This is a genomic window from Marinobacter sp. NFXS11 (assembly GCF_040148675.1).
Taxonomy (GTDB): Bacteria; Pseudomonadota; Gammaproteobacteria; order Pseudomonadales; family Oleiphilaceae; genus Marinobacter.
Genome location: NZ_JAGDDV010000003.1, coordinates 325,709 through 351,116 on the forward strand (window position 1 = coordinate 325,709; position 25,408 = coordinate 351,116).

General features: G+C 58.1%; 30 protein-coding genes. 13 read left to right on the forward strand and 17 right to left on the reverse strand.

The window, feature by feature from the left end:
• Positions 1-5 precede the first annotated feature (5 nt).
• Both J3362_RS17155 and J3362_RS17160 read left to right on the forward strand, forming a co-directional pair.
• Positions 6-407 carry a PA2779 family protein gene (locus J3362_RS17155; RefSeq protein ID WP_041645035.1) on the forward strand — a complete coding sequence of 134 codons (402 nt, stop codon included), beginning with the start codon at positions 6-8 and terminating at the stop codon, positions 405-407.
• A gap of 59 nt (positions 408-466) precedes the next feature.
• Positions 467-1,417 (forward strand): PA2778 family cysteine peptidase, encoded by a 951-nt coding sequence (locus J3362_RS17160; RefSeq protein ID WP_349521394.1) that lies wholly within the window; start codon positions 467-469, stop codon positions 1,415-1,417.
• Here the strand turns inward: J3362_RS17160 and J3362_RS17165 are convergent.
• From J3362_RS17165 to J3362_RS17175, 3 genes are all read right to left on the reverse strand, one after another.
• Positions 1,414-1,953, reverse strand: a complete 540-nt coding sequence (locus J3362_RS17165) for a class I SAM-dependent methyltransferase (protein ID WP_349521734.1) — start codon at positions 1,951-1,953, stop codon at positions 1,414-1,416. The two genes, J3362_RS17160 and J3362_RS17165, sit on opposite strands and share 4 nt — an antisense overlap.
• A gap of 103 nt (positions 1,954-2,056) precedes the next feature.
• On the reverse strand, positions 2,057-3,043 hold the full coding sequence (locus J3362_RS17170; protein WP_349521396.1) for a CobW family GTP-binding protein: 987 nt from the start codon (positions 3,041-3,043) through the stop codon (positions 2,057-2,059).
• A 48-nt stretch (positions 3,044-3,091) separates the two neighbouring features.
• The gene (locus J3362_RS17175; RefSeq protein WP_349521397.1) at positions 3,092-3,487 is read right to left on the reverse strand and encodes a hypothetical protein; all 396 of its coding nucleotides are present in this window, start codon (positions 3,485-3,487) and stop codon (positions 3,092-3,094) included.
• 134 nt (positions 3,488-3,621) lie between these two features.
• Here J3362_RS17175 and rluF point away from each other — a divergent pair, with 134 nt between their 5' ends.
• Positions 3,622-4,560 carry a 23S rRNA pseudouridine(2604) synthase RluF gene (gene rluF, locus J3362_RS17180; protein WP_349521399.1) on the forward strand — a complete coding sequence of 313 codons (939 nt, stop codon included), beginning with the start codon at positions 3,622-3,624 and terminating at the stop codon, positions 4,558-4,560.
• 27 nt (positions 4,561-4,587) lie between these two features.
• On the opposite strand, the gene J3362_RS17185 is transcribed toward rluF, so the two are convergent.
• The 8 genes from J3362_RS17185 to J3362_RS17220 all read right to left on the reverse strand — a co-directional run bounded on the left by J3362_RS17185 (position 4,588) and on the right by J3362_RS17220 (position 10,786).
• A complete protein-coding gene (locus J3362_RS17185; protein ID WP_349521401.1) occupies positions 4,588-4,932 on the reverse strand; it encodes a YdbL family probable chaperone protein in 345 nt (114 codons plus the stop codon).
• A 29-nt stretch (positions 4,933-4,961) separates the two neighbouring features.
• Positions 4,962-5,144 (reverse strand): YnbE family lipoprotein, encoded by a 183-nt coding sequence (locus tag J3362_RS17190; RefSeq protein WP_014576371.1) that lies wholly within the window; start codon positions 5,142-5,144, stop codon positions 4,962-4,964.
• A 38-nt stretch (positions 5,145-5,182) separates the two neighbouring features.
• Complete coding sequence (locus J3362_RS17195) at positions 5,183-6,703, reverse strand: intermembrane phospholipid transport YdbH family protein (protein ID WP_349521402.1); 1,521 nt, start codon at positions 6,701-6,703, stop codon at positions 5,183-5,185.
• Positions 6,704-6,726: 23 nt separating this feature from the next.
• The gene (locus J3362_RS17200) at positions 6,727-8,295 is read right to left on the reverse strand and encodes a GNAT family N-acetyltransferase (protein ID WP_349521404.1); all 1,569 of its coding nucleotides are present in this window, start codon (positions 8,293-8,295) and stop codon (positions 6,727-6,729) included.
• A 72-nt stretch (positions 8,296-8,367) separates the two neighbouring features.
• Positions 8,368-8,910, reverse strand: a complete 543-nt coding sequence (thpR, locus tag J3362_RS17205) for an RNA 2',3'-cyclic phosphodiesterase (RefSeq protein ID WP_349521406.1) — start codon at positions 8,908-8,910, stop codon at positions 8,368-8,370.
• A 4-nt stretch (positions 8,911-8,914) separates the two neighbouring features.
• The gene (locus J3362_RS17210) at positions 8,915-9,673 is read right to left on the reverse strand and encodes an SDR family oxidoreductase (protein WP_349521407.1); all 759 of its coding nucleotides are present in this window, start codon (positions 9,671-9,673) and stop codon (positions 8,915-8,917) included.
• A gap of 30 nt (positions 9,674-9,703) precedes the next feature.
• Positions 9,704-10,396, reverse strand: coding sequence for an SDR family oxidoreductase (locus J3362_RS17215; protein WP_349521409.1), 693 nt, complete (start codon positions 10,394-10,396; stop codon positions 9,704-9,706).
• 66 nt (positions 10,397-10,462) lie between these two features.
• Positions 10,463-10,786, reverse strand: a complete 324-nt coding sequence (locus J3362_RS17220) for a putative signal transducing protein (RefSeq protein ID WP_349521411.1) — start codon at positions 10,784-10,786, stop codon at positions 10,463-10,465.
• A gap of 106 nt (positions 10,787-10,892) precedes the next feature.
• On the opposite strand from J3362_RS17220, the gene J3362_RS17225 reads away from it, so the two are divergent.
• Entirely contained in the window at positions 10,893-11,963 is a 1,071-nt protein-coding gene (locus J3362_RS17225; protein WP_349521413.1) for an alpha/beta hydrolase, read from the forward strand.
• Here the strand turns inward: J3362_RS17225 and arfB are convergent.
• The gene (gene arfB / locus J3362_RS17230) at positions 11,960-12,373 is read right to left on the reverse strand and encodes an alternative ribosome rescue aminoacyl-tRNA hydrolase ArfB (RefSeq protein ID WP_349521415.1); all 414 of its coding nucleotides are present in this window, start codon (positions 12,371-12,373) and stop codon (positions 11,960-11,962) included. The genes J3362_RS17225 and arfB overlap by 4 nt on opposite strands.
• 72 nt (positions 12,374-12,445) lie before the next feature.
• Here arfB and J3362_RS17235 point away from each other — a divergent pair, with 72 nt between their 5' ends.
• From J3362_RS17235 to J3362_RS17245, 3 genes are all read left to right on the forward strand, one after another.
• The gene (locus tag J3362_RS17235; RefSeq protein WP_349521416.1) at positions 12,446-13,123 is read left to right on the forward strand and encodes an SOS response-associated peptidase; all 678 of its coding nucleotides are present in this window, start codon (positions 12,446-12,448) and stop codon (positions 13,121-13,123) included.
• 77 nt (positions 13,124-13,200) lie between these two features.
• Positions 13,201-13,770 carry a DJ-1/PfpI family protein gene (locus J3362_RS17240; protein ID WP_092001719.1) on the forward strand — a complete coding sequence of 190 codons (570 nt, stop codon included), beginning with the start codon at positions 13,201-13,203 and terminating at the stop codon, positions 13,768-13,770.
• Positions 13,771-13,820: 50 nt separating this feature from the next.
• On the forward strand, positions 13,821-14,201 hold the full coding sequence (locus tag J3362_RS17245; RefSeq protein ID WP_349521418.1) for a ribbon-helix-helix domain-containing protein: 381 nt from the start codon (positions 13,821-13,823) through the stop codon (positions 14,199-14,201).
• 14 nt (positions 14,202-14,215) lie between these two features.
• Here J3362_RS17245 and J3362_RS17250 read toward each other — a convergent pair whose 3' ends face one another.
• Positions 14,216-15,244 carry an Acg family FMN-binding oxidoreductase gene (locus J3362_RS17250; RefSeq protein WP_349521419.1) on the reverse strand — a complete coding sequence of 343 codons (1,029 nt, stop codon included), beginning with the start codon at positions 15,242-15,244 and terminating at the stop codon, positions 14,216-14,218.
• Positions 15,245-15,418: 174 nt separating this feature from the next.
• Here J3362_RS17250 and J3362_RS17255 point away from each other — a divergent pair, with 174 nt between their 5' ends.
• A complete protein-coding gene (locus tag J3362_RS17255; protein ID WP_349521421.1) occupies positions 15,419-15,919 on the forward strand; it encodes a C40 family peptidase in 501 nt (166 codons plus the stop codon).
• A gap of 20 nt (positions 15,920-15,939) precedes the next feature.
• On the opposite strand, the gene J3362_RS17260 is transcribed toward J3362_RS17255, so the two are convergent.
• A complete protein-coding gene (locus tag J3362_RS17260) occupies positions 15,940-16,413 on the reverse strand; it encodes a DUF4442 domain-containing protein (RefSeq protein ID WP_349521422.1) in 474 nt (157 codons plus the stop codon).
• Positions 16,414-16,512: 99 nt separating this feature from the next.
• Positions 16,513-17,118: a LysE/ArgO family amino acid transporter gene (locus tag J3362_RS17265; protein ID WP_349521424.1), complete on the reverse strand. Its 606-nt coding sequence runs from the start codon at positions 17,116-17,118 to the stop codon at positions 16,513-16,515.
• 88 nt (positions 17,119-17,206) lie between these two features.
• Between J3362_RS17265 and J3362_RS17270 the strand changes: the two genes are divergently transcribed.
• From J3362_RS17270 to J3362_RS17280, 3 genes are read left to right on the forward strand one after another with little or no spacing between them, the layout of a single operon-like run.
• Positions 17,207-18,088, forward strand: coding sequence for a LysR family transcriptional regulator ArgP (locus J3362_RS17270; protein WP_349521426.1), 882 nt, complete (start codon positions 17,207-17,209; stop codon positions 18,086-18,088).
• Positions 18,089-18,122: 34 nt separating this feature from the next.
• The gene (locus J3362_RS17275) at positions 18,123-18,464 is read left to right on the forward strand and encodes a gamma-glutamylcyclotransferase family protein (protein WP_349521427.1); all 342 of its coding nucleotides are present in this window, start codon (positions 18,123-18,125) and stop codon (positions 18,462-18,464) included.
• A gap of 35 nt (positions 18,465-18,499) precedes the next feature.
• The gene (locus J3362_RS17280) at positions 18,500-18,919 is read left to right on the forward strand and encodes a DUF2721 domain-containing protein (RefSeq protein ID WP_349521429.1); all 420 of its coding nucleotides are present in this window, start codon (positions 18,500-18,502) and stop codon (positions 18,917-18,919) included.
• Here the strand turns inward: J3362_RS17280 and J3362_RS17285 are convergent.
• Together J3362_RS17285 and J3362_RS17290 are read right to left on the reverse strand one after the other, a co-directional pair.
• A complete protein-coding gene (locus J3362_RS17285) occupies positions 18,910-19,530 on the reverse strand; it encodes a CPBP family intramembrane glutamic endopeptidase (protein WP_349521430.1) in 621 nt (206 codons plus the stop codon). The two genes, J3362_RS17280 and J3362_RS17285, sit on opposite strands and share 10 nt — an antisense overlap.
• Positions 19,531-20,376, reverse strand: coding sequence for a crotonase/enoyl-CoA hydratase family protein (locus J3362_RS17290; protein WP_349521735.1), 846 nt, complete (start codon positions 20,374-20,376; stop codon positions 19,531-19,533).
• A 138-nt stretch (positions 20,377-20,514) separates the two neighbouring features.
• Between J3362_RS17290 and J3362_RS17295 the strand changes: the two genes are divergently transcribed.
• Positions 20,515-21,486 (forward strand): ribonuclease Z, encoded by a 972-nt coding sequence (locus J3362_RS17295; RefSeq protein ID WP_349521431.1) that lies wholly within the window; start codon positions 20,515-20,517, stop codon positions 21,484-21,486.
• Positions 21,487-21,628: 142 nt separating this feature from the next.
• A complete protein-coding gene (locus J3362_RS17300; protein ID WP_349521433.1) occupies positions 21,629-25,390 on the forward strand; it encodes a DUF1631 family protein in 3,762 nt (1,253 codons plus the stop codon).
• Positions 25,391-25,408 lie beyond the last annotated feature (18 nt).

Consider the following 25,408-nt stretch of genomic DNA (forward strand, 5'->3'; position numbering starts at 1 on the left):
GACCCATGTCAGGCATTCGCAAGCACTTGAGGTATGTTTCCTTTTTTATGGCCATGATGATGGCCCTAGGTTCCGTCTGGTCGGCCACCGCTACCGCCGGAATGGTTGGAACCGGCGAAATGATCGGGCAACAACAGGTTCAGCTGGACCGGCAGGAGCTGATCAGCATGCTCGACAGACAGGATGTGCAGGCCAAGTTGGCAGACCTTGGGGTCAGCCAGGACCAGGTCAAGGAACGCATTCAGAACCTCACGCCCGCGGAACTGGCGGATTTTGAACGTCAGCTCGCCGAGGCCCCTGCAGGGCAGGATGTGGTCGGCATCATTGTGTTGTTCCTGCTGGTATTCATTATCACCGATATGCTCTGTGCTACGAACGTCTTCCCGTTCGTGAACTGCATTCGATAGCGGGAGCAGTGGCTGTCATTTTTTCCACTCTAGAAGCGACATCCAGCAGGCTGATCCTGATGTTACTGGTCAGCCTGCTGGCCGGTTGCGCCAGTGCTCCCAAATGGCCAGCGCCCGAAACTCACCAGGCCATGCTGCCCGACCGGGTTGTGCTGAACGACGTGCCTTTCTACCCCCAGGAAAGGTATCAGTGCGGGCCTGCGTCGCTGGCCATGATGCTGAACAGCCAGGGCCTTTCATCTGATCCTGATATTCTCAAAGAGCTGGTTTATATTCCGGGCCGGGAAGGCTCCCTTCAGGTCGAAATGATCGCCGGCGCACGCGCCCATGGCATGTTGGTTTACCCGCTGGACGGTAAATTAAAGAGTGTCCTGACCGAGATCGCAGCAGGCAATCCAGTCCTGGTGATGCAAAATCTGAGGTTTGGCTGGTGGCCCCAATGGCACTTTGCGGTTGTCATCGGCTATGACGCCGGCGAGCGAGACCTGATACTCCACACCGATACCCGCAAGCGTGAAGCAATCGATCTGGAAGTTTTCATAAATACCTGGGGGCGGGCCGACAACTGGGCCGTCACTATTCTGCCGCCGGATCGGGTTCCAGCGACCGCAGCACCGCTTCGTTTTCTGCAATCCGCCCATGACCTCGAAACAACCGGACGAACGACAGCGGCTGGCATTGCCTATAAGACAGCCGAAACGACCTGGCCGGACCAACCGACGGCCACTATGGCCAGAGGCAACCTTGCCTGGCAGTTGCGCCACCAAGGCGAAGCACAGGAGCATTTCCTGCGCGCGGTGAAACGTTTTCCGAAATTGGCCGAAGGCTGGAACAACCTGGCTTTCGCGCTGCAGGCGAGCGGCTGCACAAACATTGCGACCCAGGCGGCGAGATGCGCCGCCGCACTGACACCGGACCGCTTCGGTGAATCAGAATTGCTCAAACAAGAAGGCACCACATCCGCGGAACAGTGTCCTGCACTGCCCGAGTGCCCAAGGGAAGCCCCCTAGGCTGGCTTCCGGAACAGAGCCACATCCTTTCTTGGTATTTCCAGGTGCCAGCCAAACCGGTTGGCAAGCAGCTCGAAGGTGAATTCCCGGTAGAAGACCACATGGGTCGGGTCACGGCGATAATGCCAGTTGTCGAACCGGTCATCGTCGGTCTGGAAGCAGGTCATCACACCCAGCCAACCACCGGGCTTCAGCATCCGGTCGAGTTCCCTGAAAACGCCAGCGGGGGCGTAAAGATGCTCTACCACTTCGGTACAGGTTATGAAATCGTAGGTCTGATCGAGAGCCACTGCTGAGGGATAAAAGTAGGGATCGTAGAGACTGACTGCCATGCCTTCCGCCTCAAGCATCTGCGCCAGCGCAGGGCCGGGGCCGCAGCCGAAATCCAGGCCGCTGGCGCCCGATGGCAGGCGCTCAAGCAGAGGTTCTGTCAGTTTCGAGAGAAATGTCCGGTACCCCGGATCAGACGGGTCATTATCATGCAGTTGGTAAATCTCCCGCTCCTGCTCAGGCGATAACCGGCAGGACGCATCCATCACCGTCGCCTCGCAGACATCACATCGAAGGTAACGCTGCGCCTTCACCACACGGAAATCCGAGAGACTGCCCTGCTCGCACACCGGACAAAGACTCACGCCCTCACCTCGGATCAAGTCCCGCGGCCGCCCTCATGCGGGCATCGAGTTCCCGGGCGTCAATCTGATCGGACGCTATGATCTCTGCCCGGCTGTAGGCTTGCGGTTCACCCTGAATAACGGTCAGGGCTCCATCAACCACATTGATCGCCCGCCAGCCGTCCACGGTCTGAACGACAGCCTTGAAGCGCACAAAGGCTGAGTCCATGGCCATCACCAGCAATGCGTTCTCATCGAGTATCAGTTCCGGATGTATGCGCCAGCCAACACTGAAATGCCCCTGTCCTTGATTGGTAATCTGTTGCCAGGGCTCGTCATCAATAGCGGGGGCCGGCGCTGCAGTCTTATGATGGTGGTGATGGTGAGCTTCCGGATCGGTCACCGGCAGGGCATCCGATTGGCCGTCCAGCCAGCCCGGTGCCAGATGCCCGAACCGCGTGTGGTGAATCGCCCGCTTGGCGGGTTCCAGTTGTGCGGCCCACTCATCAAAATGAGTCAGTTGCTCCGGCGTGCAAAGATCAGTCTTGTTGGCAACGAGAATATCAGCCGCAGCCACCTGGTCCCGGAACTGAACATTACCTAGCACCTTCGGCTCCTCGAGCCTCCGGGGGTCCACCAAGCAGATCACAGGGCCCATTGCGAGCACATCCTGGTAGTGCTCGCTGGTCAGGGTGTCCAGAATCTGAGAGGGGTGACCGAGCCCGGTCGGTTCAATCAACAGACGGTCGGGCTTTGCCTTGTGAATCAGCTGGTTGAGCCCGATCTGCATCGGCAGCCCGGCAACGCAGCACATGCAGCCGCCGGGGATTTCCTTTATGAAGGCGCCTTCCGTCTGAAGCATGGCGCCATCGATGCCCACCTCGCCGAACTCGTTGACCAGAACCGCCCAGACCTCGTTTTCCGGTTTGCTTTTCAGAAGATCCAGAATGGCGGTGGTTTTACCGACACCCAGAAAACCAAGTATCAGGCTGGTAGGAATAGGTTGAGCCATGGCGCCGGAGGCACTCCTCTAGGAATCAAAATGTTATATTATAACAATTTATCCGCCGGAACGATCCTCTTTCAGGAACAGTCCGACGGCCTTGTCTGATAGCAGGGCATGAGCAAGTGCCGGATAGGGCAGATAGTGAACAAACAGGGTGGCGAGGGTGACTGCATCCATACCGGCATCCAGGAACATCCAGGCCCCGAAGGCGACGAACAGGGCACCCAGAAAACCGCCATAAATCCACAGCGCCCGTGAGCGCTCCTCCGGCACCGGAAATCGCTCGAGGGTCCGAGCGATTGAGAAGCTCATGTAGACGGCAATCAGGGCCGCAATGACCAATGAGGCCAGCAACCCGGTAAATCCGATCAGATACCGGAACAGGTAGTTGGTCAGGAAGAACAGGGCAATGCAGGTAACGGCAACAATGGTGATGCGTGTCTTTTCCATGGCGGCTCAGGGTTTGTTGGTTTTATGGATAGGCGCAAAGAATGGCAGAGACGCCCGGAAAGAACCACCCCTGCTGCGACCGGGGTTCCAGACTGATATGATGCCCGTCATTCTCACTGGCAACCGGACACCCGATGACCACTGGCAATTCCACCCGGCTCAACAAATACATCAGCGAAAGCGGCATGTGCTCCCGCCGAGAGGCCGATCGCTATATCGAGCAAGGCAACGTCTACATCAACGGTAAACGAGCAACCGTGGGCGACCAGGTGCTTCCGGGTGACACGGTCAAAGTGAACGGCCAGGTGATCGAGCCACGGGCTGAAGAAGACCTCGTGTTCATTGCGCTGAACAAGCCGGTAGGGATCGTCAGCACCACGGACAGCGCGGAGAAACACAATATCCAGCGCTTTGTCGGTCACAGCGAACGCATCTTCCCGATCGGACGACTGGACAAAGACTCCCAGGGCCTCATCTTCATGACCAGCAACGGCGACCTGGTCAACAAGATCCTGAGGGCGGGTAACAACCACGAAAAGGAATACCTGGTTACCGTCGACAAGCCGGTCACCCGGGAATTCGTCGACGGGATGGCCAATGGTGTGCCGATCCTCGGAACCATGACGAAAAAGTGCAAGGTGTCGCGGGAGTCACGATTTGTCTTCCGGATCACCCTGGTTCAGGGCCTCAATCGCCAGATCCGTCGGATGTGCGAATATTTTGGCTACGAGGTTACCAAACTGGAACGGATCCGGATCATGAACGTGAGTCTGAAAGGGCTTGCGGTGGGCCAGTGGCGGGACCTGAACGAGGCAGAGCTTGCCGGGCTGTTCGATGCCATCCGGGATTCGTCTTCCGAAGCACCACCGGGCGCTGGCAAGCCGGCAAAAAAGAAGCCCGGAACGAAGGCCAAACCAAAGCCTGATCGAAAGCCTGGTTCTCCACCCGCACCAGGTAAGCCCGGCGGCGCTCGGCGGCCCGGCCCGAAAGGCAAGCCCGCGCCTGGCAAAAAGCCGGCCTCGGGCAAACGGCCCAAGGGCGGGAAGCCAAGGCAGAAGAGCGTTAAACGGTAACCGAGGCTTGCACCTGGCCGCGTCGGGCTACTTTTTCACCCACTTGCCGCCCATTTGCACATACTGGCCGGACGGAGTCTTCTCAATCGCCTTCTTGCCTGCAACCGTCTCCACCTGGGTGACCGGAATGTTGTGTTTTTCGGCAATGCGCTTGTACTCATCCCGACGGGCGCTGTTAATGGCTTCCACCACTTCCTGGGCCTGCCCTTCGGCGCGCACCACTTCCAGATAACCCGTCGGTGTTTCTCCAACCAGCCCCTGCTGCTTGACCGAGTCCAGTTTCTGTTTGGCTTCGTCCAGCCCCATGGCAAGCACGGAGGCGCTGATACCGAACGCCAGAACCAGCGCAAACATTTGTATCAATCGTTTCATCTTCAACCCCTCAAACTTTCCGGACACAGTCAGAACAAGCCCTGTTCGCTGAACAGGTCATCCACTTCCTTATCCACTTTCACGTAGATTTCGTGCTGGATTTTCACGTTCAGGTTGACCGTAATCGGCTCCTTTGGCGCCGCCATCTGCACTGTCGGCGTGCAGGCAGCCATCGCCAGAGGAAGCATCAGTATCATCAGTGTTCTTGCCATGGGCGACCTTTCAGGCCACCAGGGCCGCACGGGTTTTATCATGGTGCTTTCTCCTCACCGGATTCCTGCAGCAATTTCCGGACGCGCCTGGTAACAGCTTCATTGACCCTGCCACTCAACTGCAGACTGGTGAGCAGCGCGGGAATGTCTTCCTCAAGATTGACATTGAGTACCACCGGCTGCCCACCCCTCAGGTCCGGATTCTTACCTTCGAGGCGAAGGCCAAGGCTCAACTTACCCTGTTCATCGTAGTCTATCGTGCTGTTGAGGACTGAATAGTGAAAGTTTTGCAACGCCTGGACCACGATGTCCATGGCCTGGTTGCCACCGAGCATCGCCTGGAGCTTGTCCGCCGGCAACTGCAAACGGCCACCAGGATCTATTGCGGAAATACTGCCTGCACTCACCTGCACCCCATCGCCACTGATGCCCAGAGGAACTCGCCCACGAAGCAACCCGCTTCCAGAAAGTCCTTCGGCTGGATACACGGCCATCAGACGGCTGAGAGAGACGTCCTCAACCTCCACAGGGATGCGACCAGACCCACCGCCCAACTCGTACCTGGCAGGAGGCACTCTGAGGGTACCTTCGAGGAACCGGGCCCTGGCCTGCTGAACCTCCAGAGTGCCGGCCTGCAGTTCCGTGACCGGCGCGCTGTAATTCCCTGAAAAAAGAACCGAGGTGACGGGAATGCCGGCATTGATCTCGCCAACGGTAATGTCCCTGAAACGGGCCGTAATCCGGGAATTTTCCAGCGATCCCCGCACCTGGCCGGTGAGCCCTGATACCGCGGTCCGGTTAAATACCCCGCCAACATCCTGCAGTTCAACGCTGCCACTGGCTTCAAGTTCACCACCCTGGCCGGTCGAAACCTCCATCGACAACCGGGCATTGCCAGAATCCACTGTCAGCAGATCCGGCCATCCGACCAGGGTTTCTGCCAGGGCCTGAACGCCCTGTTTACCGTCGATAACAGAGTCGATGGCGACGGATACGCCGCCTTCGGGATTGAGCTGGATATCGAGATCAGCCGTAAAGCCGGACTCGGAAGCCAAGGTGCCCTGCACCCTGAGATCTGCCAGGCGGCCCTTTGCCCTTCCCTGGAAGTTCCACGTTTGCGGCAGTAGTTGCGGATGCTCGACGCGCCCGGCATCGACCCTGATGTCGCCATCGATGGAAATGCGCTGCGCCCAGGGGCCATTTGCGCCATAGTTCAGGGTAACCGTTGCATTGCTGAGATCCGTGCGCAGGCTGTTGAGCGTCAGCGGCTCGTCTGCACCGATAAACGTTAGATGATCCGTCAGAACAAGAGACGAAGGGGCAAAATCGATGGTTGCGACATCACCGTTGGCGGTCACAGAAGGCCGGACATCTGCACGGCTGCCCGTTACTTCCCATCCGCCGGACCGTATATCCGGCAATGCCATACCCACCGAGCTCTGTTCAATGGCAAAGGACCAGCCTGCAACCGCCAGGGGCCAGGCCACCAGAGCCATTCCACCGGCCCAAAGAAGCCCTCGACCGATGCGTTCAGGCTTTACAGACCCTCTACTGGGCAAAACGACGCTCCTGTCGAATCGGTTTACTCACCACGCCAGGTCACGCTGTACAGATCGTGCCGGCGGTCCTGAAGGTTTTTAACGGTACCACTGTTGCGGGCAGTGATCAGTACTTCCGGACGCAGGTCCGCAAAGGCAACCGTCTCCACGTTGGGCTCGGTGTCGGCGGCGATGCCATCCCGGGCGAAGGGAAAGTCGCACGGCGTCAGAATGCAGCTCTGGCCGTACTGGATTTCCATATTCGGGACATTCGGCAGGTTGCCGACGTTACCGGACATCACCACGTAAACCTGATTCTCCACAGCTCTAGCCTGGCAACAATAGCGAACCCGCAGGTAGCTCTGCCGCTCATCGGTACAGAAAGGCACGAAGATGATGTGTACACCCTGGTCCACCAGATGGCGGGTCAATTCCGGAAACTCCGCGTCATAGCAGATCAGCACACCGATGGTACCGCAGTCCGTCTCGATGGCGCTGACCCGGTTGCCGCCCTGAACGTTCCACCAGAACGCCTCGTTGGGCGTCGGATGGATCTTGGGCTGGCTGAACACCTGGCCATCCCTGAGAAACACATACGCCATGTTCCGGATGGTGCCGTCTTCCTCACGGACCGGTGTGGAGCCGGCGACAATATTGATGTTGTGGCGCAGGGCCAGATCCCGCATCAGTTCGCGGTAGCGCTCCGCGTAATGGGTGACTGCAGCGAAGGTCTCGGCAGGGCTACCCTTGCGGGCCTCGATGGAAAGCAGTTGCAGTGTGAACAGCTCCGGAAACACCACAAAGTCGCCCTTGTAGGTGGAAACAACATCGACAAAATAGCGGACAATCTCGCTGAATTCGTCGAACGATCCCACCGGGCGTTGCTGGTACTGGACGGTGCCGATTCTTACGGTATCGCGCATGCGTTGACCGTAGCGTTTCCGACGGCCGTTGTTCTCCGACTGGGGTACTTTCGGGTTACGCCAGACCAGATGAATACCATAGCCCATGGAATCGTGGTCGGCATCGAGATAATGCGGAATAATTCCGTGCACTTCGAAGCCCTGATGAAGCTGGAAGGAAAGCACCGGATCCTTCTGTTCCTTGCTTCGGATGGCCTCCACATATTCCTCGACGCTCGTGAACTTCTTCAGCCGCTGTCGCAGGCTCGGCAAACGGCCGGCAAACACCACCCCCTGCAGGTTCAGGGCCTGGCATAGCTGCTTGCGCTCGTTGTAGAGCCGCTCCCCAATGCGGTAACCACGGCATTCCGGATCAACACAGACTTCCATCCCGTACAGCCAGTCCCCCTCCGGGTCATGCCGCGAGGCATAACCGTTACCGGTGATGGAGGTCCAGTCGTGGGCAACGAGTGCTATCTCTTCCCCGATCCGGAACGTGGCGCAGTAGCCGACCACGGTGTCTCCGAGCATGGCAACAAACTGGCCGTCGGGAAAGGTATTGATCTGCCCGGTCAACGGCCCCTTGGTATAGCCGTACATGCCCGTGCCTTCATAAACCCGGCGACTGAGCTGGATGATGCCTGGGATATCTGCAAGCGTGGCATTGCGGACGTACAGACGCTGATCAGGATCGGAAAACGGGGGGCACATAGACACCTCAGGAAAGGCGTTGATTTCCCCTCATCTTTGGTGGGACGACAGGGATTCGTCAAGACAAATCGGCTATCCGGCGTTGCGCAGGGGGAAGCGATCGACCACTGAATACACGGAACCGGCCGGGCCAGGTTTGCTTTCGAAAAGCACAAATTCAGTAACCTGGAACTGGCCGAATCCATGGTCACCATATTCAACCAACAACGGTTCAACAGAACCCGGTTGGCGTTTGAAACGGGCCAGCGTAATGTGCGGGCGAAATACCCGACGTTCAGCCACACAGCCCAGACTCTCCAGTCGCCGCCCGAGAGTCTGGTGCAGCGCAGCCACAGGTGCCGCCGGCTGAACACCGGCCCATAGATTTTTCGGCCTTTCGGGCTTGCCGAAACAACCAACGCCGGCAACCTCAAGCGGGAAGGATTCCGAATCTATCTCACGGGCTGAACTGGCTACGGCTTCGAGACCTTCCCCGCTCACCTTCCCCAGAAACAGGAGGGTGATGTGCAATTGCTCAGCACTCTGCCATCTGGCGCCCCTCACCGGTGATCTGACCTTCAGCAACCGGGCCTTGATCTCAGCCGGAAGCTCCAGCCCGAAAAAAAGCCGCGGCAAAACCCTATTCCTCGTAGATCATCTTGCGCACCATGCCGCCATCGGCCACAAAATTCTGGCCAGTGATAAACGAGGCCTCGGGCGAAATCAGGTAGGCCGCCAAGGAGGCAATATCCCCTGGTTGCCCTACCCTGCCCGCCGGGTGCTGCAGGTGGTCGTTTTCGGAAAGTAGTTCGACCGGTTCTGCGCCGCCCTGCCAGGCCCGGGTATCGATCCAGCCGGGACTGATGCAGTTCACACGGATATCCGGCCCCAGGCTCACAGCAAGGGCATGAGTGAGTGCCACAATGCCACCCTTGGTAGCGGCGTATGCCTCGGTATCTGGCTCAGATTGAAGCGCCCTTGTGGAGGCCATGTTAACGATAGCGCCTTTCGTTTTTCGAAGGTGCGGCACCGCATGCTTGGTGACCAGGAACGGCCCGGTCAGGTTCACGTCCAGCCGGCGCTGCCACTGATCCAGGCTCAGTTCGTCAATCGGCCCCGTCTCGGGGTTGGCGATTCCGGCATTATTGATAACGGCGTCCAGACGGCCGCTCCAGCGAAGGGCTTCGGCAACGATGCGCTCCACATCGGTTTCCGAAGCCACATCGCCGGGCAGAAAGTGCAGTGCATGATCTGCACCGGCGGCCAACCGCTCACCGACGGCACTGTCGGTGTCACAGAACGCCACCTTCCAGCCAGCAGCGGCCAGGTGAAGCACAATGCCCCGGCCGATGCCTTTAGCGCCGCCGGTCACCAATGCGACGCGATCGGTTTGACTCAAAACAACCTCCGTTACGACCGCCCCTACCGGTTACTCAACCTTGGGCGTGGGCCGGACAAGAATTTCATTTACATCGACATGTGCCGGCTGAGCCACGGCATACATGACCGCATTGGCAATGTCCTCCGGCTTCAATGCATGGCCAGGACGTTCATCAAAGAAGGGCGTGTCCACCATGCCCGGTTCGATCAGGGTAACGCGGATACCGGAGCCACGGAGCTCCTCACGAACACCATAGCCAATGGCGGTTACCGCCCACTTGGTCGCACTGTACATGGAACCGGGAATGGTGGCACGGCCTGCCGCAGAGCCGGTTAACAGCAAGTGGCCCTTGCTCTCTTTGAGCGCCGGCATGCAATGCTGGAGGGTCAGGCCCACGCCGTAGATATTGGTGAGGATCATATCCTTCCAGACGTCCGGGTCAGCGCCGCTGAATCCGCCCGGCTCACCACCGCGGCCGGCGTTGGCAAACACCGCATCAATGCGGCCAAAGGTTTTCAGGGCCTGGTCGACCATGTTTTTCTGGTCATCACCGCTCTGGACGTCGCACTGGACCGTCAACACCTTTTCCTCGCCACCCAGCTCCTGCTGCAGGCCTTTGAGTTTGTGTTCAGAGCGCGCGGCCAGAACCAGCCGGTAGCCCTGTTTCGCGGCCGCTCGCGCTGTTTCCGCGCCGATGCCTGACGACGCGCCGGTAATCAGCATTACAGGTTGATCTGCCATAAGCTTTTTCTCCTGTTGCTTGGGAAGTGTGGGTAGGGCTACGCCCGGTGACACCAGATCGATCAGTCAGTAGATCTGCAGCAGGATGAGAGCGACGATGGCCAGGGCCAACAGAAACCAGCGGGCGTAGTGGTCGGGGCGGTCCTCGTGGTCGCTGGCGGCGCTCACACTGCTGCCTGATGTCTGCTCATACTCGGAAACCAGTTGCCGCGCCCGGTAGAGATCCTCATCATCGACATGCACGTTGCTGAAGCCCGCGGCACCGATCTCACCCATGGCACCCTGGAGGTAATGGCCGCCAACATGGGCTTCAATACCGTTGGCTTCCAACAGACCAGCCACAATGTGGGCTTCGGTTATGTCTCTGGCCCGATAGGCAATTTGCAACACGCGACTCCTTCTGTGACCGTTCCGGGCAGAACCGGGACAAATCTGCGATTATCATTTGAAGGATAGTTCGACCTGCCCGGTGGGGCCAATAACATACGGATCGACCATGCTCTGGATTATTCTTGCCATCATCGTGTTAATCGTTGCCGCAACCCTGCTTCTGTTCCGGCTTGAGGATCTGTCTCATCTGGACAGGGATGATTACCCGGTCAAAGACGCAACACCAAGCGAAGCCAACCGGGAGGTGCTGGGACGCATCCGCGAGCTGGGGCAATCTTCAAAAGGCCTGCGCGGCAAGGCGCGGCTGATGGCGCTGCGAAAACACATGGACGGACTCAGCGAAGGCATTGAACTGGCCTCGGAACTGCGCCATCGCGAGTCACCCCGAGGGGAATGGGTCCTCGCTCCGGGCTGCGATACCCGCCGCCGCATCCTGTACATTCATGGTGGCGCCTGGGCCGCTGGCAGCCCCAGAAGCCATCGGGCCATTACCGACCGTTTATCGCAGACAACCAGAGCTGCAGTGTTCGCGCTGGACTACCGGTTGATGCCGGAGAACCGGTTTATGGACGGTGTAAGGGATTGCCGCGAGGCCTATACATGGCTTCTGAAACACGGCCCGGATAGCGCCGAACGGGCTGATTTCATGGTGATCGCCGGGGATTCTGCCGGCGGCAGCCATACTCTTGGACTGCTTGCTTGGATTCGTGACAATGGCCTGCGCCAGGCCGATGCCGCCATCGCTTTCTCACCATCCACCGATCTGACCCTGACCGCACCGAGCAACCGTAACAACATCGGTACGGATCCCCTGCTGGGGCCGGCCTTTGGCGGGTTATCAAAGATCCCCCTGCCGGTCATATGGTGGGCAACACTCGCAGCGTTTCGGGTTTCTCCCACCAGCCCTGTTGCCTCACCACTTCGAGGCGACCTGAAAAACCTGCCGCCGACTTTGATTCACGCCAGTGATACCGAGATGCTGCTGGATAACGCCCGGCGTTACGCAGCACGGGCCGAAGCCGCAGGCTCTCCGGTGACGCTGCACACCTGGCACGGCATGGTGCACGTATGGCAAATTTTCGCCCCATTGCTTCCGGAGGCAGAAGAGGCCTTCGAGGACATCAGAAAATTCCTGGCACAGGTTGAATCAGAAAAATCGGCACAGGCCGTTATCTAAACTTGTACCTTGCCACGAAGAGCCTTGGTTTTACCTTTTTTGGTCTTCTTGTCCACACGCTTTCGCTGTGAGGAACGGGAGGGTTTAGTGGGCCGGCGTGCCTTGCGAGGCTTTACGGCCTCCTGGATCAGCTCTTTCAACCGCTCCAGGGCATCTTCCTTGTTCAGCTCCAGAGTGCGGAAGGATTGCGCCTTGATGATCAGCACGCCCTCCTTGCTGATTCGCTGGTCATTGAGCGACATCAGCCGTTCCTTGTAAAACGGTGGCAGAGAGGAGCGGGGAATATCGAAGCGCAGGTGCACGGCGGAGGCGACTTTATTCACATTCTGGCCACCAGCACCCTGGGCCCGGATCTGGGTGATTTCGATTTCCCAGTCAGCAAGTTCAACAGCGTTGGATAGTTTCAGCATCTGCTAAGGTTAACAGAATACAGAACCGTGGGCTTTCAGCGCCGGGATTTGCGTGAGGAACAACCAGCCACCATGTGCGGACGATTCACCTTTTATACCCCACCGGACACCCTGATCCTCGAGTTTTTTCCCGAGGGTATGGAGGTGGACGGGCATTTTGACCCCAGCTACAACATCCCTCCAGGCACAGGTATTCCCATGATCCGGATGAGTATGAACGGCAGCCTGATCATGGCCCACTCCCACTGGGGCTTCCGGCCGGCCTGGGCGGATCAGAAAGCGCCGGCTGCGATCAATGCCCGTGCTGAAACAGCAGCCACATCAAAATACTTCCGGGACGCCTTTGCCCACCACCGTTGCCTCATTCCTGCCAATGGCTGGTACGAATGGCAACAGGCGGAACATGGCAAGGAACCTCACTACATAACGCCAGCGAATTCCGGGAAGTATCCTGTGATTTTTTTCGCCGGTCTCTGGACCCCCAGGGAAGGTGATGAAACCACGGCTTGCACCATCATCACCGAACCGGCCAGTGCGAACCTGAAACATATCCACGAACGCCAGCCAGTTGTGCTTGATCCAACCTGCCTCATAGACTGGCTGAATCCGGAAATCATCGACCGGACACAGTTACGGGCGGTGACCCATCGTCTGGATCCTGAACAACTTAAAGCCATTCCCGTTTCGCCGGAGGTGAATAATCCCAGGCACAACACGCCAGACCTGATTCTGGAGGCTTCACGCCTGTAGTAGTCGGTTAATACCCGCCTCACCATCGTCGCTGCTACTGTTTCCAGACTTGGCAAGACAATCACAAGGAGACAGCCATGAGCGGGAAGAAGATTCTGATGATTACCGGTGACTTCACCGAAGACTACGAAACCATGGTGCCATTCCAGGCACTGCAGGCCGTCGGGCACACGGTTCACGCTGTCTGCCCCGACAAGAAAGCCGGCGACACGGTTGCCACAGCCATTCATGATTTCGAGGGTGACCAGACCTACACCGAAAAACCGGGGCACCGGTTCGCCCTGAACGCAGATTTTGAGGGGCTGGACCCTGCGAACTACGACGCATTGGTGGTGCCCGGCGGTCGCGCACCTGAGTACCTGCGGCTTAACAAGGATGTGCAGAATCTGGTTCGCCATTTTTTCGAGACCAACAAGCCGGTGGCAGCGATTTGTCATGGTGCCCAACTGTTGGCCGCAGCCGGGGTTCTGGAGGGACGCAAATGCTCGGCCTATCCTGCCTGCCAGCCGGAGGTGGAACTGGCCGGCGGTACGTTCGCCGGTATCGAGGTTGATCAGGCGGTCACCGATGCTAATCTGGTAACAGCGCCTGCCTGGCCCGCTCATCCGGCCTGGCTGGCGCAGTTTTTCAAGCTGCTGGATCAGTAATGCAAACGGGGCCGGCCCACCGGCCCCGCAACGCTCTCAGGGAGGCTCGCATGTGCAAGCTCTTTATCAACGCCGATCCGGAGCTTTGGGTCAGCCGGACCCACTCCCTGCGAATTGATGGCATGGTGACCAGTGTACGAATGGAAAACGCCTTCTGGCAGGTACTGGCAGAGCTGGCCGAACGGGATGGCATGAACCTGCCCCAGATGATCACCCGGCTCTACCACGAATCCATTGATGCCGGCCACGACCTCGGCAACTTCACGTCCTTCCTTCGGGTGTGTGCACTCCGCTATCTTGAGCTGCAGCTGAGCGGCGACGTTCCCAGAGATACCCGGGTACCGATTGCCTCGCTTGATGCGGACCGCATTCTTGCCAGCCAATCCGGTGAGCCGGCAGCACCCGAGGTGGTAACCAAAGCCAGGCATTGATTACAAGGGGTCTGTCAGCGCTGGTGCCCCTGGCCCGCCTGCTTTGCCTTGATATCCCGAGTGTCTGCGGTTTCTACAACTTCCTGCAGATTGCGCCTCGGAGCCGCCGGCAAATCCGTCGCCGGGTAGCCAAGCCTGAGCAGAATCTGCGGAAAACCCGAGTGGCCCAGAAGGTGTTGGAGTTTCGGGCGCAGCACCGCTACCTGAATTGGCTGGTTCAGATAGGACGCCTGAAGCCCCTGCCCAAGGGACCGGAGCAAAACCCGCTCCAGCGCCTGACCTGCCTTCAGCCAGTCTTCCACGCCGTCTCCGGCGGTTCCCAGTGCCGCAATCACCGGCGATTCATCCGCCAGTTGCCGGTCCTTGGCGCCAACGCCGTTCCCCATATCGAAGGTGCGCACCACCAATTGAGCCACGGGCGCGACCATACCGGGAACCGTCAAACCGTCGCCTTTACGGCGGGGATGCATCCAGGCGGCCAGTTCCCGTCGCCAGCTAGGGTTGGACCACTGGGCAGCGTCACCTTCTGCAACAAGCTCGGCCACCTGATGGCGGGCATGCTCCGATTCCAGAACCTGAAACCAAGCCCCCTCGGTCTCTGCCGACTCTTCCAGAGTGCTCAGTACATTTGAAGGCACCTGCTTTGGCTCAAACCGCTTACGATAGGTGCGTCGCCTGGCAATCGCTCGGAACAACTCGGTTTGCTGGTCCTCAGGCCCGGAAGCGGGGGTAAACGAGACGGTCGCAAGCAGATCCTCGTCGTCGAGGTCCGGCAAAAGCGTGCAGTCAGCATTGAACCCTGCATGGGCGGCCGCAATCCGAAGGTTAAACAGAGCACATCCGCAGCTGATGGTCAGTTCCCGGTCGTCCGGATCGTTTACCGGCAAGGCCCGCAGACGGTCGGCAAACAGGGAGATCCCGCTGTCGTTGAGCTCAAAGCGCCAGGGCTGGGTATTGTGACTCGATGGCGCCCATACGGCACTTTCGAGGATGGTCGCCAGGGTGTCTCGCGGTATGGGGGTGTTGCGTGTTCCGTCGCTCATTGCAGCTCTCCTGAATGGTCTCGTGACAGACTATTCCTGCGTGAAAGGAAAAGATAGCCGGTGATGCCCGGCAACTTCGTTGAGCCGCATCAACAAAATCTCACGCTCCGTAACCTGACATTCGCGGGCGCGACAATTAAAGTGAAGACAGTGAAAACTTGCACAGGGTCTGAGATGCGTTATTCCTTTAGAAACGTCTTATTTCTGGCATTCGTGGCGCTTGCGCTCGGCGGTTGCGCCAGTAGCGGAAAGCTGCAGTCGGGTTCTACGCCTGGACTTCAGACCGTTCCTGTCGACGCATCCAGTTCGGTAAAGGCCCAAAAACTCTGGCAGGTGTTCGAGCGTTACCGGGGCACCCCCTATGAATACGGCGGCACCTCCGGCAACGGCTTCGATTGCTCAGGATTCATTCTTACCGCCTACCAGGAAGGCCTGGGCAAACAATTGCCCAGGACAACGACTCAAATGCTTGCCCGTGGTGACGTGGTTCATCCCGGCGAGATACGACCGGGCGATGTGGTGTTCTTCCGGATTGGCGGAAAGGAACAACACGCCGGCATCTATATGGGTGGGGACCGGTTTATTCATGCATCAACATCGGCCGGCGTTATCCAGTCCTCGATCAGCGGCTACTACTGGAAAGGCCGCCTGACCGAAGCGAGACGCTTTGACTGAGCCAAGCTAAATAGCCCGCTTCAACGCTTTTTCCGGCGCACATAGAGTACTTTGTGGACGCGCGCGACGACTTCACCGGATTCATCAATAATATCCACGTCCCACTCTGGCAGCATTTTGTCTCCGTTTGCCGTTGCGGCGCGAATCTCTTCAACACGCTCATCGGTCAATTCAAAGCGTGCCATCACCTTGCCCTTGCCGGGACGGATAAAATCAATACTCGCCGATTTATCCCACACGATGTAGTCATTGCCCAGCCGTCGCATCAGCAGCAGCATGTACATGGGATCAACCATGCTGTAGAGCGAACCGCCAAAGTGCGTGCCCACGTAATTGGTGTTGTACCAGTGCTGGCCCATCTCCACCCGGGCCGAGCTGAAATCCTCAGCAATGTGGGTCACCCGGATTCCAGCACCGATATAGGGAGCAAACGTGGAAAGAACACGGCGCATGGCCCCGGCACTGGCAAGCCAGCGACGTAGAGTGGCGTTCATCAAACATCCTCGATGGTATAAATGACTGCAAATTCAGTAGCACGCTATCTTCCAACCCGACGCGCGCCGATGCAAGAAATTCATACGATCGTTTGAATATTAAAGACCACTGAACGTGAGGTGCAGGGCGATGGCGGCCATCATGATTCCAATGACACCATCGATAATCCGCCAGGCCAGCGGCCGGGAGAGAATGGGCGCCAGCGCCGAGCCGCCCCAGGCAAGCAGACCGAACCAGAGAATCGAGGCACTGCTCGCACCGGCCACAAAGGTGGTCGCGTCCTCTTGCTGGGCTCCGATGGCAGGAATCAACAGCAGCGTATCCAGATAGACCTGAGGGTTGAGCAGAGTGACTGCCAGGGTCGTGAACACCACGGCTTTAAGGCTTCGTTTGGTTGCCTCACCCGCTTCAAGAGCCGCTCTGCCGCGGCTGGCGCGAACGAAGGACTGAATCGCCAGCCAGCCAAGGAAGGCCACACCCAGCCACCGGAGAATCTCCAGGGCCTCAGGCATGGCCATCAGGGCAGCACTGATGCCGAACATGCCCAGGGTAAACAGGGTGATATCGGCCACTATGCACAGCCCGGCTGACCACCAATGATGTTCCCGGCGGATTGCCTGGCTCAGCAAGTAGGCATTCTGCGCACCGATCGCCACGATGATGCCGCCACACACAATCAAACCGGTCAGGTAACTCTCAAGCACGTGAATCTCTCCTTAGTGAATGGCGCAAGGTTACCGATTTACATCTATACTTGAAATTCATACTCATAATGCTGCATCAGTTTTTCTTATGATCGATTACAAACTGCTGGAAGCCCTGGCGACGGTTATTGAGTGCGGCGGATTCGAACGCGCCGGCCTGGCCCTCGGCCTGAGCCAGTCGGCGATTTCCCAGCGCATTCGCACCCTTGAAATCCGACTCGGACAACCGGTTCTGGTGCGAAGCCCGGCACTCAAGGCCACACCGGCCGGGCAACGCCTGCTCAATCATGTCCAGCAGGTGCAGTTGCTGGAAAGAGACCTGACCAAATCCATTCCGGCGCTCTCGGAACCCACGGCAAGACTGCGCATCGCCCTGAATGCAGACAGTCTGGCCACCTGGTGGGCAGCCGCCGTGGGCAGTTTCTGCGCGGACGAAACCCTGTTGCTGGATCTCGTGGTCGAGGACCAGGACATCGGCCTGCGCCGGATGCGCGAAGGTGATGTGGCTGCCTGCCTGTGCAGCAGCCCTCAGCCTGTTGCCGGTGCCCGCTGCGTGCCCATTGGCACCATGACCTATATGCCACTGGCAACTCCGGACTATGTGCACCGATACTTCGGGAAAGGCCTGAGCGAATCCAGCCTGAAGAATGCCCCGGCCATTGTTTTCGGGCCGAATGACCAGCTTCAACACCGGTTCCTGGCCCAGTGCGGCTATCACGGCACCTTCCCCCACCACCTTTGCCCATCCTCGGAAGGTTTTGTGAAACTGGCGCTGGCCGGCATGGGGTATGGCATGATTCCGGAAATGCAGGCCCGCCCGGAAATTTCTGCCGGGCGCCTGGTGAGCATCGCGCCTGAACAAACCCTGGAAGTGCAGCTATACTGGCACTTCTGGCGCCATGGCGGCGGCGTGATGGACCGTCTGACCAACGCTCTGCGGTCTGCGGCCATGCTTCATTCAAGCGTGTGAAAGAGGGAGAACAGAGATCAGACTGAAGCACCTTGTGGCCGTCTACGGAACATTGAAACGAGGTCGTAACAACAGCCATGTTCTGCGAGGCGCGCGGTTTGTCGGAACCGACTGGATGCCGGAACTGAGTCTGTACCACCTGGGGCCCTATCCCGGTGCCATTGAAGAACCCTCCCCGGGAGTTCGGGTGGAAGTATATGCAGTAACGGATCCGATGCTGAAGGTATTGGACCAACTGGAAGACTTCTTTCCTGATCGCCCTCAAAGCAGCCTTTATATTCGCCAGACCATGGACACCCGACACGGGCCTGCCTTTGTGTATATTTACAATCGGCCGGTCAAAACGATCCAGCGGCTGCGCTCCGGGAGCTGGTAGACCAGCTCACACACCATCACGAAAAGGACACCATATTGGATCTGACAACGCCCGCCCTGCTCTTCCCTGCGATCTCACTGCTGTTGCTGGCTTATACCAACCGGTTTCTGGTGCTGGCACAGCTGATTCGCCAACTCAAGCAGATGGACACCGAGGAAGACCACGCACTGATCGCCCGGCAGATTGGCATGTTGCGCAAACGGATTGTGCTGACTAAACGCATGCAGGCCTATGGGGTGCTCAGTTTCTTCCTGTGTACGGTTTCCATGTTCCTGCTTTTCCTGGGTGCCGACCTGCCGGGTGTGGTGTCGTTCGGCGCCAGCCTGGTGCTGCTGTCTTTCTCGCTGCTGTACTCCCTCTACGAAATCCAGATATCCACCAATGCCATCAATGTAGAGCTGGCCAGCTTTGAGGCCCGCAAGAGTGCCGGCCGGGAAGATGTCGACTATTCGTGAGGCCTGTTTGCGCCGGAATTCACGAACCGGACACCAAACCAGCGCGGAAACCGGAGCAGACAGAACAGGGCAATCATGTCGTAGAGCGCGTGCCAGACCATGACCAGCGCCAGGCTTTCCGATAACACATAGGCAGCTCCCAGAATAAGGCCAAGTCCGGTAGCGACCAGAAAGTAGGCAAAAGAAACGTAGTGCACCAGCCCGAACAGTACCGATGCCGCCAGCACGGCCGTTACCGGGTCCGTCTTTGCCATCAGCCAGCCCTGGATTGCGCCCCGGAATAACAGTTCCTCGCCAACACCGGCCAAAAGGGAAAGCAGAATGAGTACTGCCGGGGAGTAGCTGGAGGCAAAGTCATACAAACCCTGCATCTGACGCTCGAGGTTCTCCGGGAACAAGCCGGGAACCCGCGTAAGCAAGAGCAAAGCGGCGTAGGTAAGAATGGCTCCGAGCGAACCCAGGAGGATGCTCGGCCACAGGCCCGGACCGAAGAGCAGCACCGGAATTCCGAATAGCAGTATCGCCACTAACCCGATAACGCCAATGCCGCCCTGGAATAACAGAGCGGCATTGGAGGAGATACCGGATTTTCGTCGTTTACCCAACGCCATTTACTGATCGAACAAAGGCTTCACCGGAAACAGCGCATCGTATTGCGGCGCCTGCTTCTGGGCCTTGGCCTGAAACGATTTCATCATGTCCGTCGGGCGGAACATGCCGGCCTGCCAAGTGGCCATATATTTGAGGCTGTCTTCCACGCTGTGGTCGCGACTGTAATTGAGCATTTCCTTGCAGCCAGTGACGGCCAGAGGAGAGTTCGCCGCAATCTGGCCGGCAATGGCCATAACCTCTGCCAGCATGGATTCCTGGTCGGCGTAGACGGCGTTCACGAAGCCCAGATTCTGCGCTTCAGTGGCGGAGAATTTGCGGCCGGTATAGGCCAGTTCACGAACCACGCCCTCGGGCATCAGTTTGGGCAGGCGCTGGAGCGTGCCGACGTCGGCGGTCATGCCCAGCTCGGTTTCCTTGATGGTGAAGTAGGCATCTTCTGTGCAATAGCGGCTGTCAGCGGCACACACCAGATCCAGAGCACCACCGATACAGCCGCCGTGAATGCCTGCCAGCACGGGAAGCCGGATTTTTTCCAGAGAGGTGAGAGTATCCTGCAACTGCAGCACAACCCTGCGAAGGTTTTCCGCCATGCGCCCGGGGTCACCGTTCATGGGCACGGCTTTGGGATCGCTGAATACACCAAGATCCATGCCTGCGGAGAAGTGTTTGCCGGTGGAGGAAATGACGATCACGCGGGCATCGGTGTTGGCCTCAATATCCTGCATGCACCGGGGCAACTCGAGCCAGAACGCCTTGTTCATGGTGTTCAGGGCCTCCGGACGACTGAACTGAACATGGGCGATGTGGTCTTTAACCTCAATCGAAAAACTCTCGTAACTGGACAACTCAGACAAGACAGCACTCCTTATATAAATGTCGCTAACCGGCTCATTAGCGGTCGCCCCGGCTAATGTATCGTCAATTCTGCTACCTTCGTATTATGGCGAACAGAGAGACGACACGTTAACCCGAAAAGGCCTGGTATGGAATTCACCTTCCTCGGCACGTCAGCCGGAACGCCGACAAAATCGCGCAACGTAACCGGTCTGGCGCTGAGCCACGGCGGACCAAAACACTGGTACCTGATTGACTGCGGTGAAGGCACCCAGCACCAGTTGCTGAGAACCCATCATTCCGTGATGCAGCTGCAGGCGATATTTATCACCCACATCCATGGTGACCATACGTTCGGGCTGCCTGGACTGCTGACCAGCGCCTCCATGCTCGGCCGCACCGCTCCTTTGTATCTGGTTGCACCAAGACCGGTAAAAACCTTCATAGAGGCCGCCATCGGTAATAGTGACTCCAGCCTGAGTTTTGAATTGAGATTTGTCGATTCCGAAGCAGAGAACTTCCACTGGGAAGACGACTCCCTCTCGGTAACTGCAGTCCCCCTGTCCCATCGTGTCTCCTGCAGGGCCTTTGTGTTCACGGAAAAGAATCTGGAACGCCAGCTGGTCCGGGACAGGCTCGAAGCGGATGGTATTGAGGCCGGTCCCGCCTGGGGCCGCCTGCAACAGGGCGACGACGTGGTACTGGAAGATGGGCGCCTCGCCCGTTGTGATGATTACACCCGAATTGCCAGAAAACCTCGCAAGGTTATCGTAGCCGGCGACAACGACCAGCCCGACCTGCTTCTGGCAGCGTGCATGGGTGTTCAGGTGGTCATCCACGAAGCGACCTACACCCAGGAAGTCTCTGACCGGGTCGGACCCTGGCCGCAACACAGCTCCGCTGCCCAGGTAGCCCGCTTCGCCGAGGCCGCAGGCGTTCCCAATCTCGTCCTTACCCACTTCAGTTCCCGTTACCAGTTCAATCCGGATGCTTATCCGCACATTGGTGAGATCGAATCCGAAGCCAAAGGTATTTATCGGGGAAACCTTTATCTGGCAAAGGATTTTGCCTGTTATGAGCTCAACGGGGATCTGATGCTGAAGCCCATCGAGCGTCTATAATACAGGCGTGGATTAAACGCGCCGCCCAGGCTTATATGTGTCGCTTTTATAGATTCACTTTGCGTTTGCTGAAGTTCAAATTAAACTGAACCTACAATAAATTGAACAACGATTCATTTTTCACTGCTCAGGAAGGCGGTCAATGACCCGGCTCAACGCAAAACACTCCAGACTCAGCAAGGATGCGGTTGTCGTCGCGCCCGGCCTCATTCCCTGTGGCTGTGTCATTGACAGCGTGGCTCTGGGTAAAGAAGGGCTGCGCCTCACCCTGAAGAACTTTTCGTCGCCGGCGGTACTCGACCAACTGTCATCGTCTGCCGCTGCACAGACCGATCTTCATGTTTTCCTCGATAATGACCGTGAAAAACAGCATATCCATTACCGAGGCACGGTTCAGGTTGGCCGCAGTAGCGGCGTTTCGCTGGTCATAACGGGGAACACTGAGGAGCTCAGCAACGACATTGAGTGTTTGTTACAGCAAGCTGGAACGAATCGGCCTGAAGCCGCGACTCCGGATCCTGCACTGAAACAGCTCTACCACCAGCATTGCCGTCGGCTTCTGGAACAGTTACTTCCGGAATTTATGGAAGGCACCTTCGAGGGCATTGAAGCCGACCTGGAAGAGGCTGCAGAGCTGCGTGAAATTACCCGGCTCAAGGACATGCGCTTCATTTTCCAGAGCCGGCAGCAGCGGATGCTTCAGGATTTCCAGGCCCAGTTCCAGGCCAATCAGGCAACCCTTGAGCCCGCCGCCGGGTCCCGGGCCGGCAACAAGGAGTTGCACCTGCTGCAACAGCACGAGTTCGAGGACTGGCTGGACCTGCAGGCCATCGCCACCCGCGTAAGCAAAGCAAATACCGGGGCCAGCTTCCTGCTCAACCAGTTTCTCAACCAGATTTTCCGACAGGACGTCAACGATGACAACAATCCTCTGACGCCCCGGGCCCTGTGCGTCTGCCTGCAGTATATGGTCGATCACCTGGGCATTGCGCGGGAGCACCGCCTGACCATCTATCGCGCCTGGGAGAATGCGCTGGTGCGGGTCTGGCCCGCGGCCATCCGGTCCCTGATCAATGACTGCCGACGGGCTGGCCTAGAGGCCATAGATATCACCGAGCTGCCCGCAAACTGGTCACTCCGCGACCGGGAGCACGCAACGGACGACTCAGGTTCAGCAACAGCAGCCACAGAAGACTCATCCGAAGAAACTCCGGAAACCAATCACGCCGGGCCCGAGACGTCCGGGTCGCCTTCGGTCGGTCGTTCCCTGTTTCAATTGATGGCACTGGAGTCCAACCCCTCGTCTGAAGTTTCAGACTGGGAGGAGCCTAATCCAAGGCTTTCGGAAAACCTCCGCTCCCGGCGCCGGGAACTGCTGGACCGGCTGCACGGCGACGAGCCCGATATGGCGGGACTGCTTCGGGAACTGGCCAACTCGGACTCCGACCTTGCCAGCTCACTGGACCACACGGCCGTTGAGAAGGCCAATCTGGTGGACCGACTGTTCGAGCCGTTGAAAACCCACGATGAACTCTCGGGCTCGCTTCGCCACCAACTGCAAAAGCTTCGGCTACCCGTATTCGAAACGCTGGTTGAAACACCGGATTTTCTGAATGCCGGCGACCACCCGGCCAGGGATATCATCAATAACCTGATGCACATCTGTCTTGCCGAGAGAGCCTCAAGCAAGAAGCTGGAAGCGACGGTTGCCGATATCGTCGAAGAGCTGACAGAGATCGAGGTATCGGATCCGGACCTGATGGGAAGCCTGGGCGAACGCCTGAAACAGCTGGTCGAGCGTCAGGATCAATCGTTTCTCCGCAACTCGGAACGGCTGGCAAAAACCCTGGAGGGCAAGGAGCGCCTGCGCCTTACCCGTAAGGAGGCAAGGCAGAGGCTGAACTCGCTCTTGAGCAACAGGCAGGTTCCGAACATTCTGATCCGCATTCTTCAGGCGGGCTGGGAGCAGTTGATCGTCCTGACCATGCTGAGAGAAGGTCCGGAAAGCCGGCATTGTGAGGAACTGCTTGATGTGGTTGCACAGCTCCAGGCCTGGCTTTCGCCTGCCGACACCTCCGAAGAGCTGGCATTCGAACGTGAGCTGGAGAGCAGCGTCATGCTGCAGTTCATCGAACGGGAGCTGAAAACCGCCGGGGAAGTTTCGCGAGTAAGGCCGGTTATTGACGAGTTAACCGGAATTCTCGAGGGCAACGGGGAAGTAGAAACCACATGGGTTGATGAGTACGGCGACGCCGATGAAGCGCTGGCCCCGCTGCCACCGGAGCTTGAAGACAGTCGTTGGGCCTCAAGGGCAAAGGAGATTTCCGTAGGCGACTGGGTTGAGGTTCGTCTGGATACCGGCGACACCCGCCGGTTGCGGCTGGTGTGGGGCAGCGAGGATTCGCTCCGGTTTGTTTTTCTTTCGCCCAAAGGCATGAGCGAAGTCAGTTACGGGTTTCCAGAGTTTGTGCAGAAACTCGCTGAAGGCGAAGCCTGGCTGGTTGAGAGCGGAGACATCCCATTCCTCGACCAAAGCCTGTTCAGCATCGTTGAAGATGTTTACCGGAAGCTCAACTTTCAGGCAACCCACGATGCCCTGACGGGGTGTATGCACCGCCATGACTTCGAGAAACAGGTTTCTCAGCTGATCAGCATCCTGCCGTCATCTGCTGAAGACTATGCCGCCGCCCTGATGGTTCTCGATGTAGACGAGTTCAGTGTCATCAACGCCTCCTATGGCGCGGAAGCCGGCGACGCCCTGTTGAGGCATGTCGCCGACACACTCCGTAAGCACAGCGAATCCCGATTCGCGGAGTCCCACGTTGGCCGGATCAGCGGCAATGAGTTTGCGGTACTCATCAATAACATCAGTACAGAGGACTGCCTGGATTTTGCAGAGTCCCTGCGGCGCAACTTCGAGCAGCAGGTGTTCCGGCACGGACAGGCGGAATATCGGGCAACCGTCAGCATCAGTATCCGGCCGGTAACCGGGGCGGGACATTCACCTGGCGACCTTCTCAATCTTGCGAGCCTCTCGCTTAAAGCCGCCAAGAAGCTGGGCGGGAACCGGATTGAACTGGCCAGGGAAAACCGGGACCAATCCCGACTCGGCACCCCCCAATGGGTCACCGAAATAGACCGGACCATCCGTGATGGCAGCCTCTACCTTCGGGCCCAGCCCATCGTTGCCCTTGAACCGGAGGACGGCGAAGGCACGATGTATGAACTCTTGCTCGGCCTGAAAGACAGTTCTGGCAAGGAGATCTCGCCCCAGGGCTATATCGAGGCAGCCGAACAGTTCAAACGCAGCACGCGGGTTGATTTGTGGGTCATTTCCGAAGTGCTGGCGTGGATGCGAGATAATCCCGAGGCGCTCGCCAGGATTGCCACTCTGAACGTTAACCTCTCAGGCTCGTCGTTGAGCGATGACAGCTTCATGCTCGGTCTGGAATCCAATCTCAGGGCGAATCCGGAGCTGGCCCACAAGCTTTGCTTTGAAGTAACCGAGACCTCTGCCGTCGCCAACCTTCATTTCGCCTCGGATTTCATGCGTGAGATGAAGCGGCTGAACTGCCGGTTCGCACTGGATGATTTCGGCACCGGCCTGTCTTCCTATGCGTACCTCCAGAAACTGCCAGTGGACTTCGTGAAAATTGACGGCATATTTGTAAAGGACATGGCGACCAACCTCACGAACTACGCCATGGTGAGGTCGATCAACGAGCTCTGTCATTTTCTGGATCTTCAGACCATCGCCGAATACGTGGAGGACATGGAAATCATGGACACCCTCAAAGAGATCCAGGTGGACTACGCCCAGGGCTTCGCCATTGCCAAGCCACGCAGGCTGGACAGCCTTGGAACTGTGAATTCCACTCCCCCGGTTTATGCCTACAAGAAATAGCTTTGCTTTTCCCCGTGG

Excerpts from the sequence above, each read along its gene's own strand:
- J3362_RS17285 (WP_349521430.1), bottom strand. The coding sequence starts at position 19,530 with ATGGCGTTGGGTAAACGACGAAAATCCGGTATCTCCTCCAATGCCGCT.
- J3362_RS17225 (WP_349521413.1), top strand. The coding sequence starts at position 10,893 with ATGCTCTGGATTATTCTTGCCATCATCGTGTTAATCGTTGCCGCAACC.
- J3362_RS17300 (WP_349521433.1), top strand. The coding sequence starts at position 21,629 with ATGACCCGGCTCAACGCAAAACACTCCAGACTCAGCAAGGATGCGGTT.
- J3362_RS17190 (WP_014576371.1), bottom strand. The coding sequence starts at position 5,144 with ATGGCAAGAACACTGATGATACTGATGCTTCCTCTGGCGATGGCTGCC.
- J3362_RS17200 (WP_349521404.1), bottom strand. The coding sequence starts at position 8,295 with ATGTGCCCCCCGTTTTCCGATCCTGATCAGCGTCTGTACGTCCGCAAT.
- rluF (WP_349521399.1), top strand. The coding sequence starts at position 3,622 with ATGACCACTGGCAATTCCACCCGGCTCAACAAATACATCAGCGAAAGC.
- J3362_RS17155 (WP_041645035.1), top strand. The coding sequence starts at position 6 with ATGTCAGGCATTCGCAAGCACTTGAGGTATGTTTCCTTTTTTATGGCC.
- J3362_RS17160 (WP_349521394.1), top strand. The coding sequence starts at position 467 with ATGTTACTGGTCAGCCTGCTGGCCGGTTGCGCCAGTGCTCCCAAATGG.
- J3362_RS17245 (WP_349521418.1), top strand. The coding sequence starts at position 13,821 with ATGTGCAAGCTCTTTATCAACGCCGATCCGGAGCTTTGGGTCAGCCGG.
- J3362_RS17270 (WP_349521426.1), top strand. The coding sequence starts at position 17,207 with ATGATCGATTACAAACTGCTGGAAGCCCTGGCGACGGTTATTGAGTGC.
- arfB (WP_349521415.1), bottom strand. The coding sequence starts at position 12,373 with ATGCTGAAACTATCCAACGCTGTTGAACTTGCTGACTGGGAAATCGAA.
- J3362_RS17170 (WP_349521396.1), bottom strand. The coding sequence starts at position 3,043 with ATGGCTCAACCTATTCCTACCAGCCTGATACTTGGTTTTCTGGGTGTC.
- J3362_RS17215 (WP_349521409.1), bottom strand. The coding sequence starts at position 10,396 with ATGGCAGATCAACCTGTAATGCTGATTACCGGCGCGTCGTCAGGCATC.
- J3362_RS17250 (WP_349521419.1), bottom strand. The coding sequence starts at position 15,244 with ATGAGCGACGGAACACGCAACACCCCCATACCGCGAGACACCCTGGCG.
- J3362_RS17255 (WP_349521421.1), top strand. The coding sequence starts at position 15,419 with ATGCGTTATTCCTTTAGAAACGTCTTATTTCTGGCATTCGTGGCGCTT.
- J3362_RS17185 (WP_349521401.1), bottom strand. The coding sequence starts at position 4,932 with ATGAAACGATTGATACAAATGTTTGCGCTGGTTCTGGCGTTCGGTATC.
- J3362_RS17235 (WP_349521416.1), top strand. The coding sequence starts at position 12,446 with ATGTGCGGACGATTCACCTTTTATACCCCACCGGACACCCTGATCCTC.
- J3362_RS17260 (WP_349521422.1), bottom strand. The coding sequence starts at position 16,413 with ATGAACGCCACTCTACGTCGCTGGCTTGCCAGTGCCGGGGCCATGCGC.
- J3362_RS17295 (WP_349521431.1), top strand. The coding sequence starts at position 20,515 with ATGGAATTCACCTTCCTCGGCACGTCAGCCGGAACGCCGACAAAATCG.
- J3362_RS17165 (WP_349521734.1), bottom strand. The coding sequence starts at position 1,953 with ATGGATGCGTCCTGCCGGTTATCGCCTGAGCAGGAGCGGGAGATTTAC.
- J3362_RS17240 (WP_092001719.1), top strand. The coding sequence starts at position 13,201 with ATGAGCGGGAAGAAGATTCTGATGATTACCGGTGACTTCACCGAAGAC.
- J3362_RS17175 (WP_349521397.1), bottom strand. The coding sequence starts at position 3,487 with ATGGAAAAGACACGCATCACCATTGTTGCCGTTACCTGCATTGCCCTG.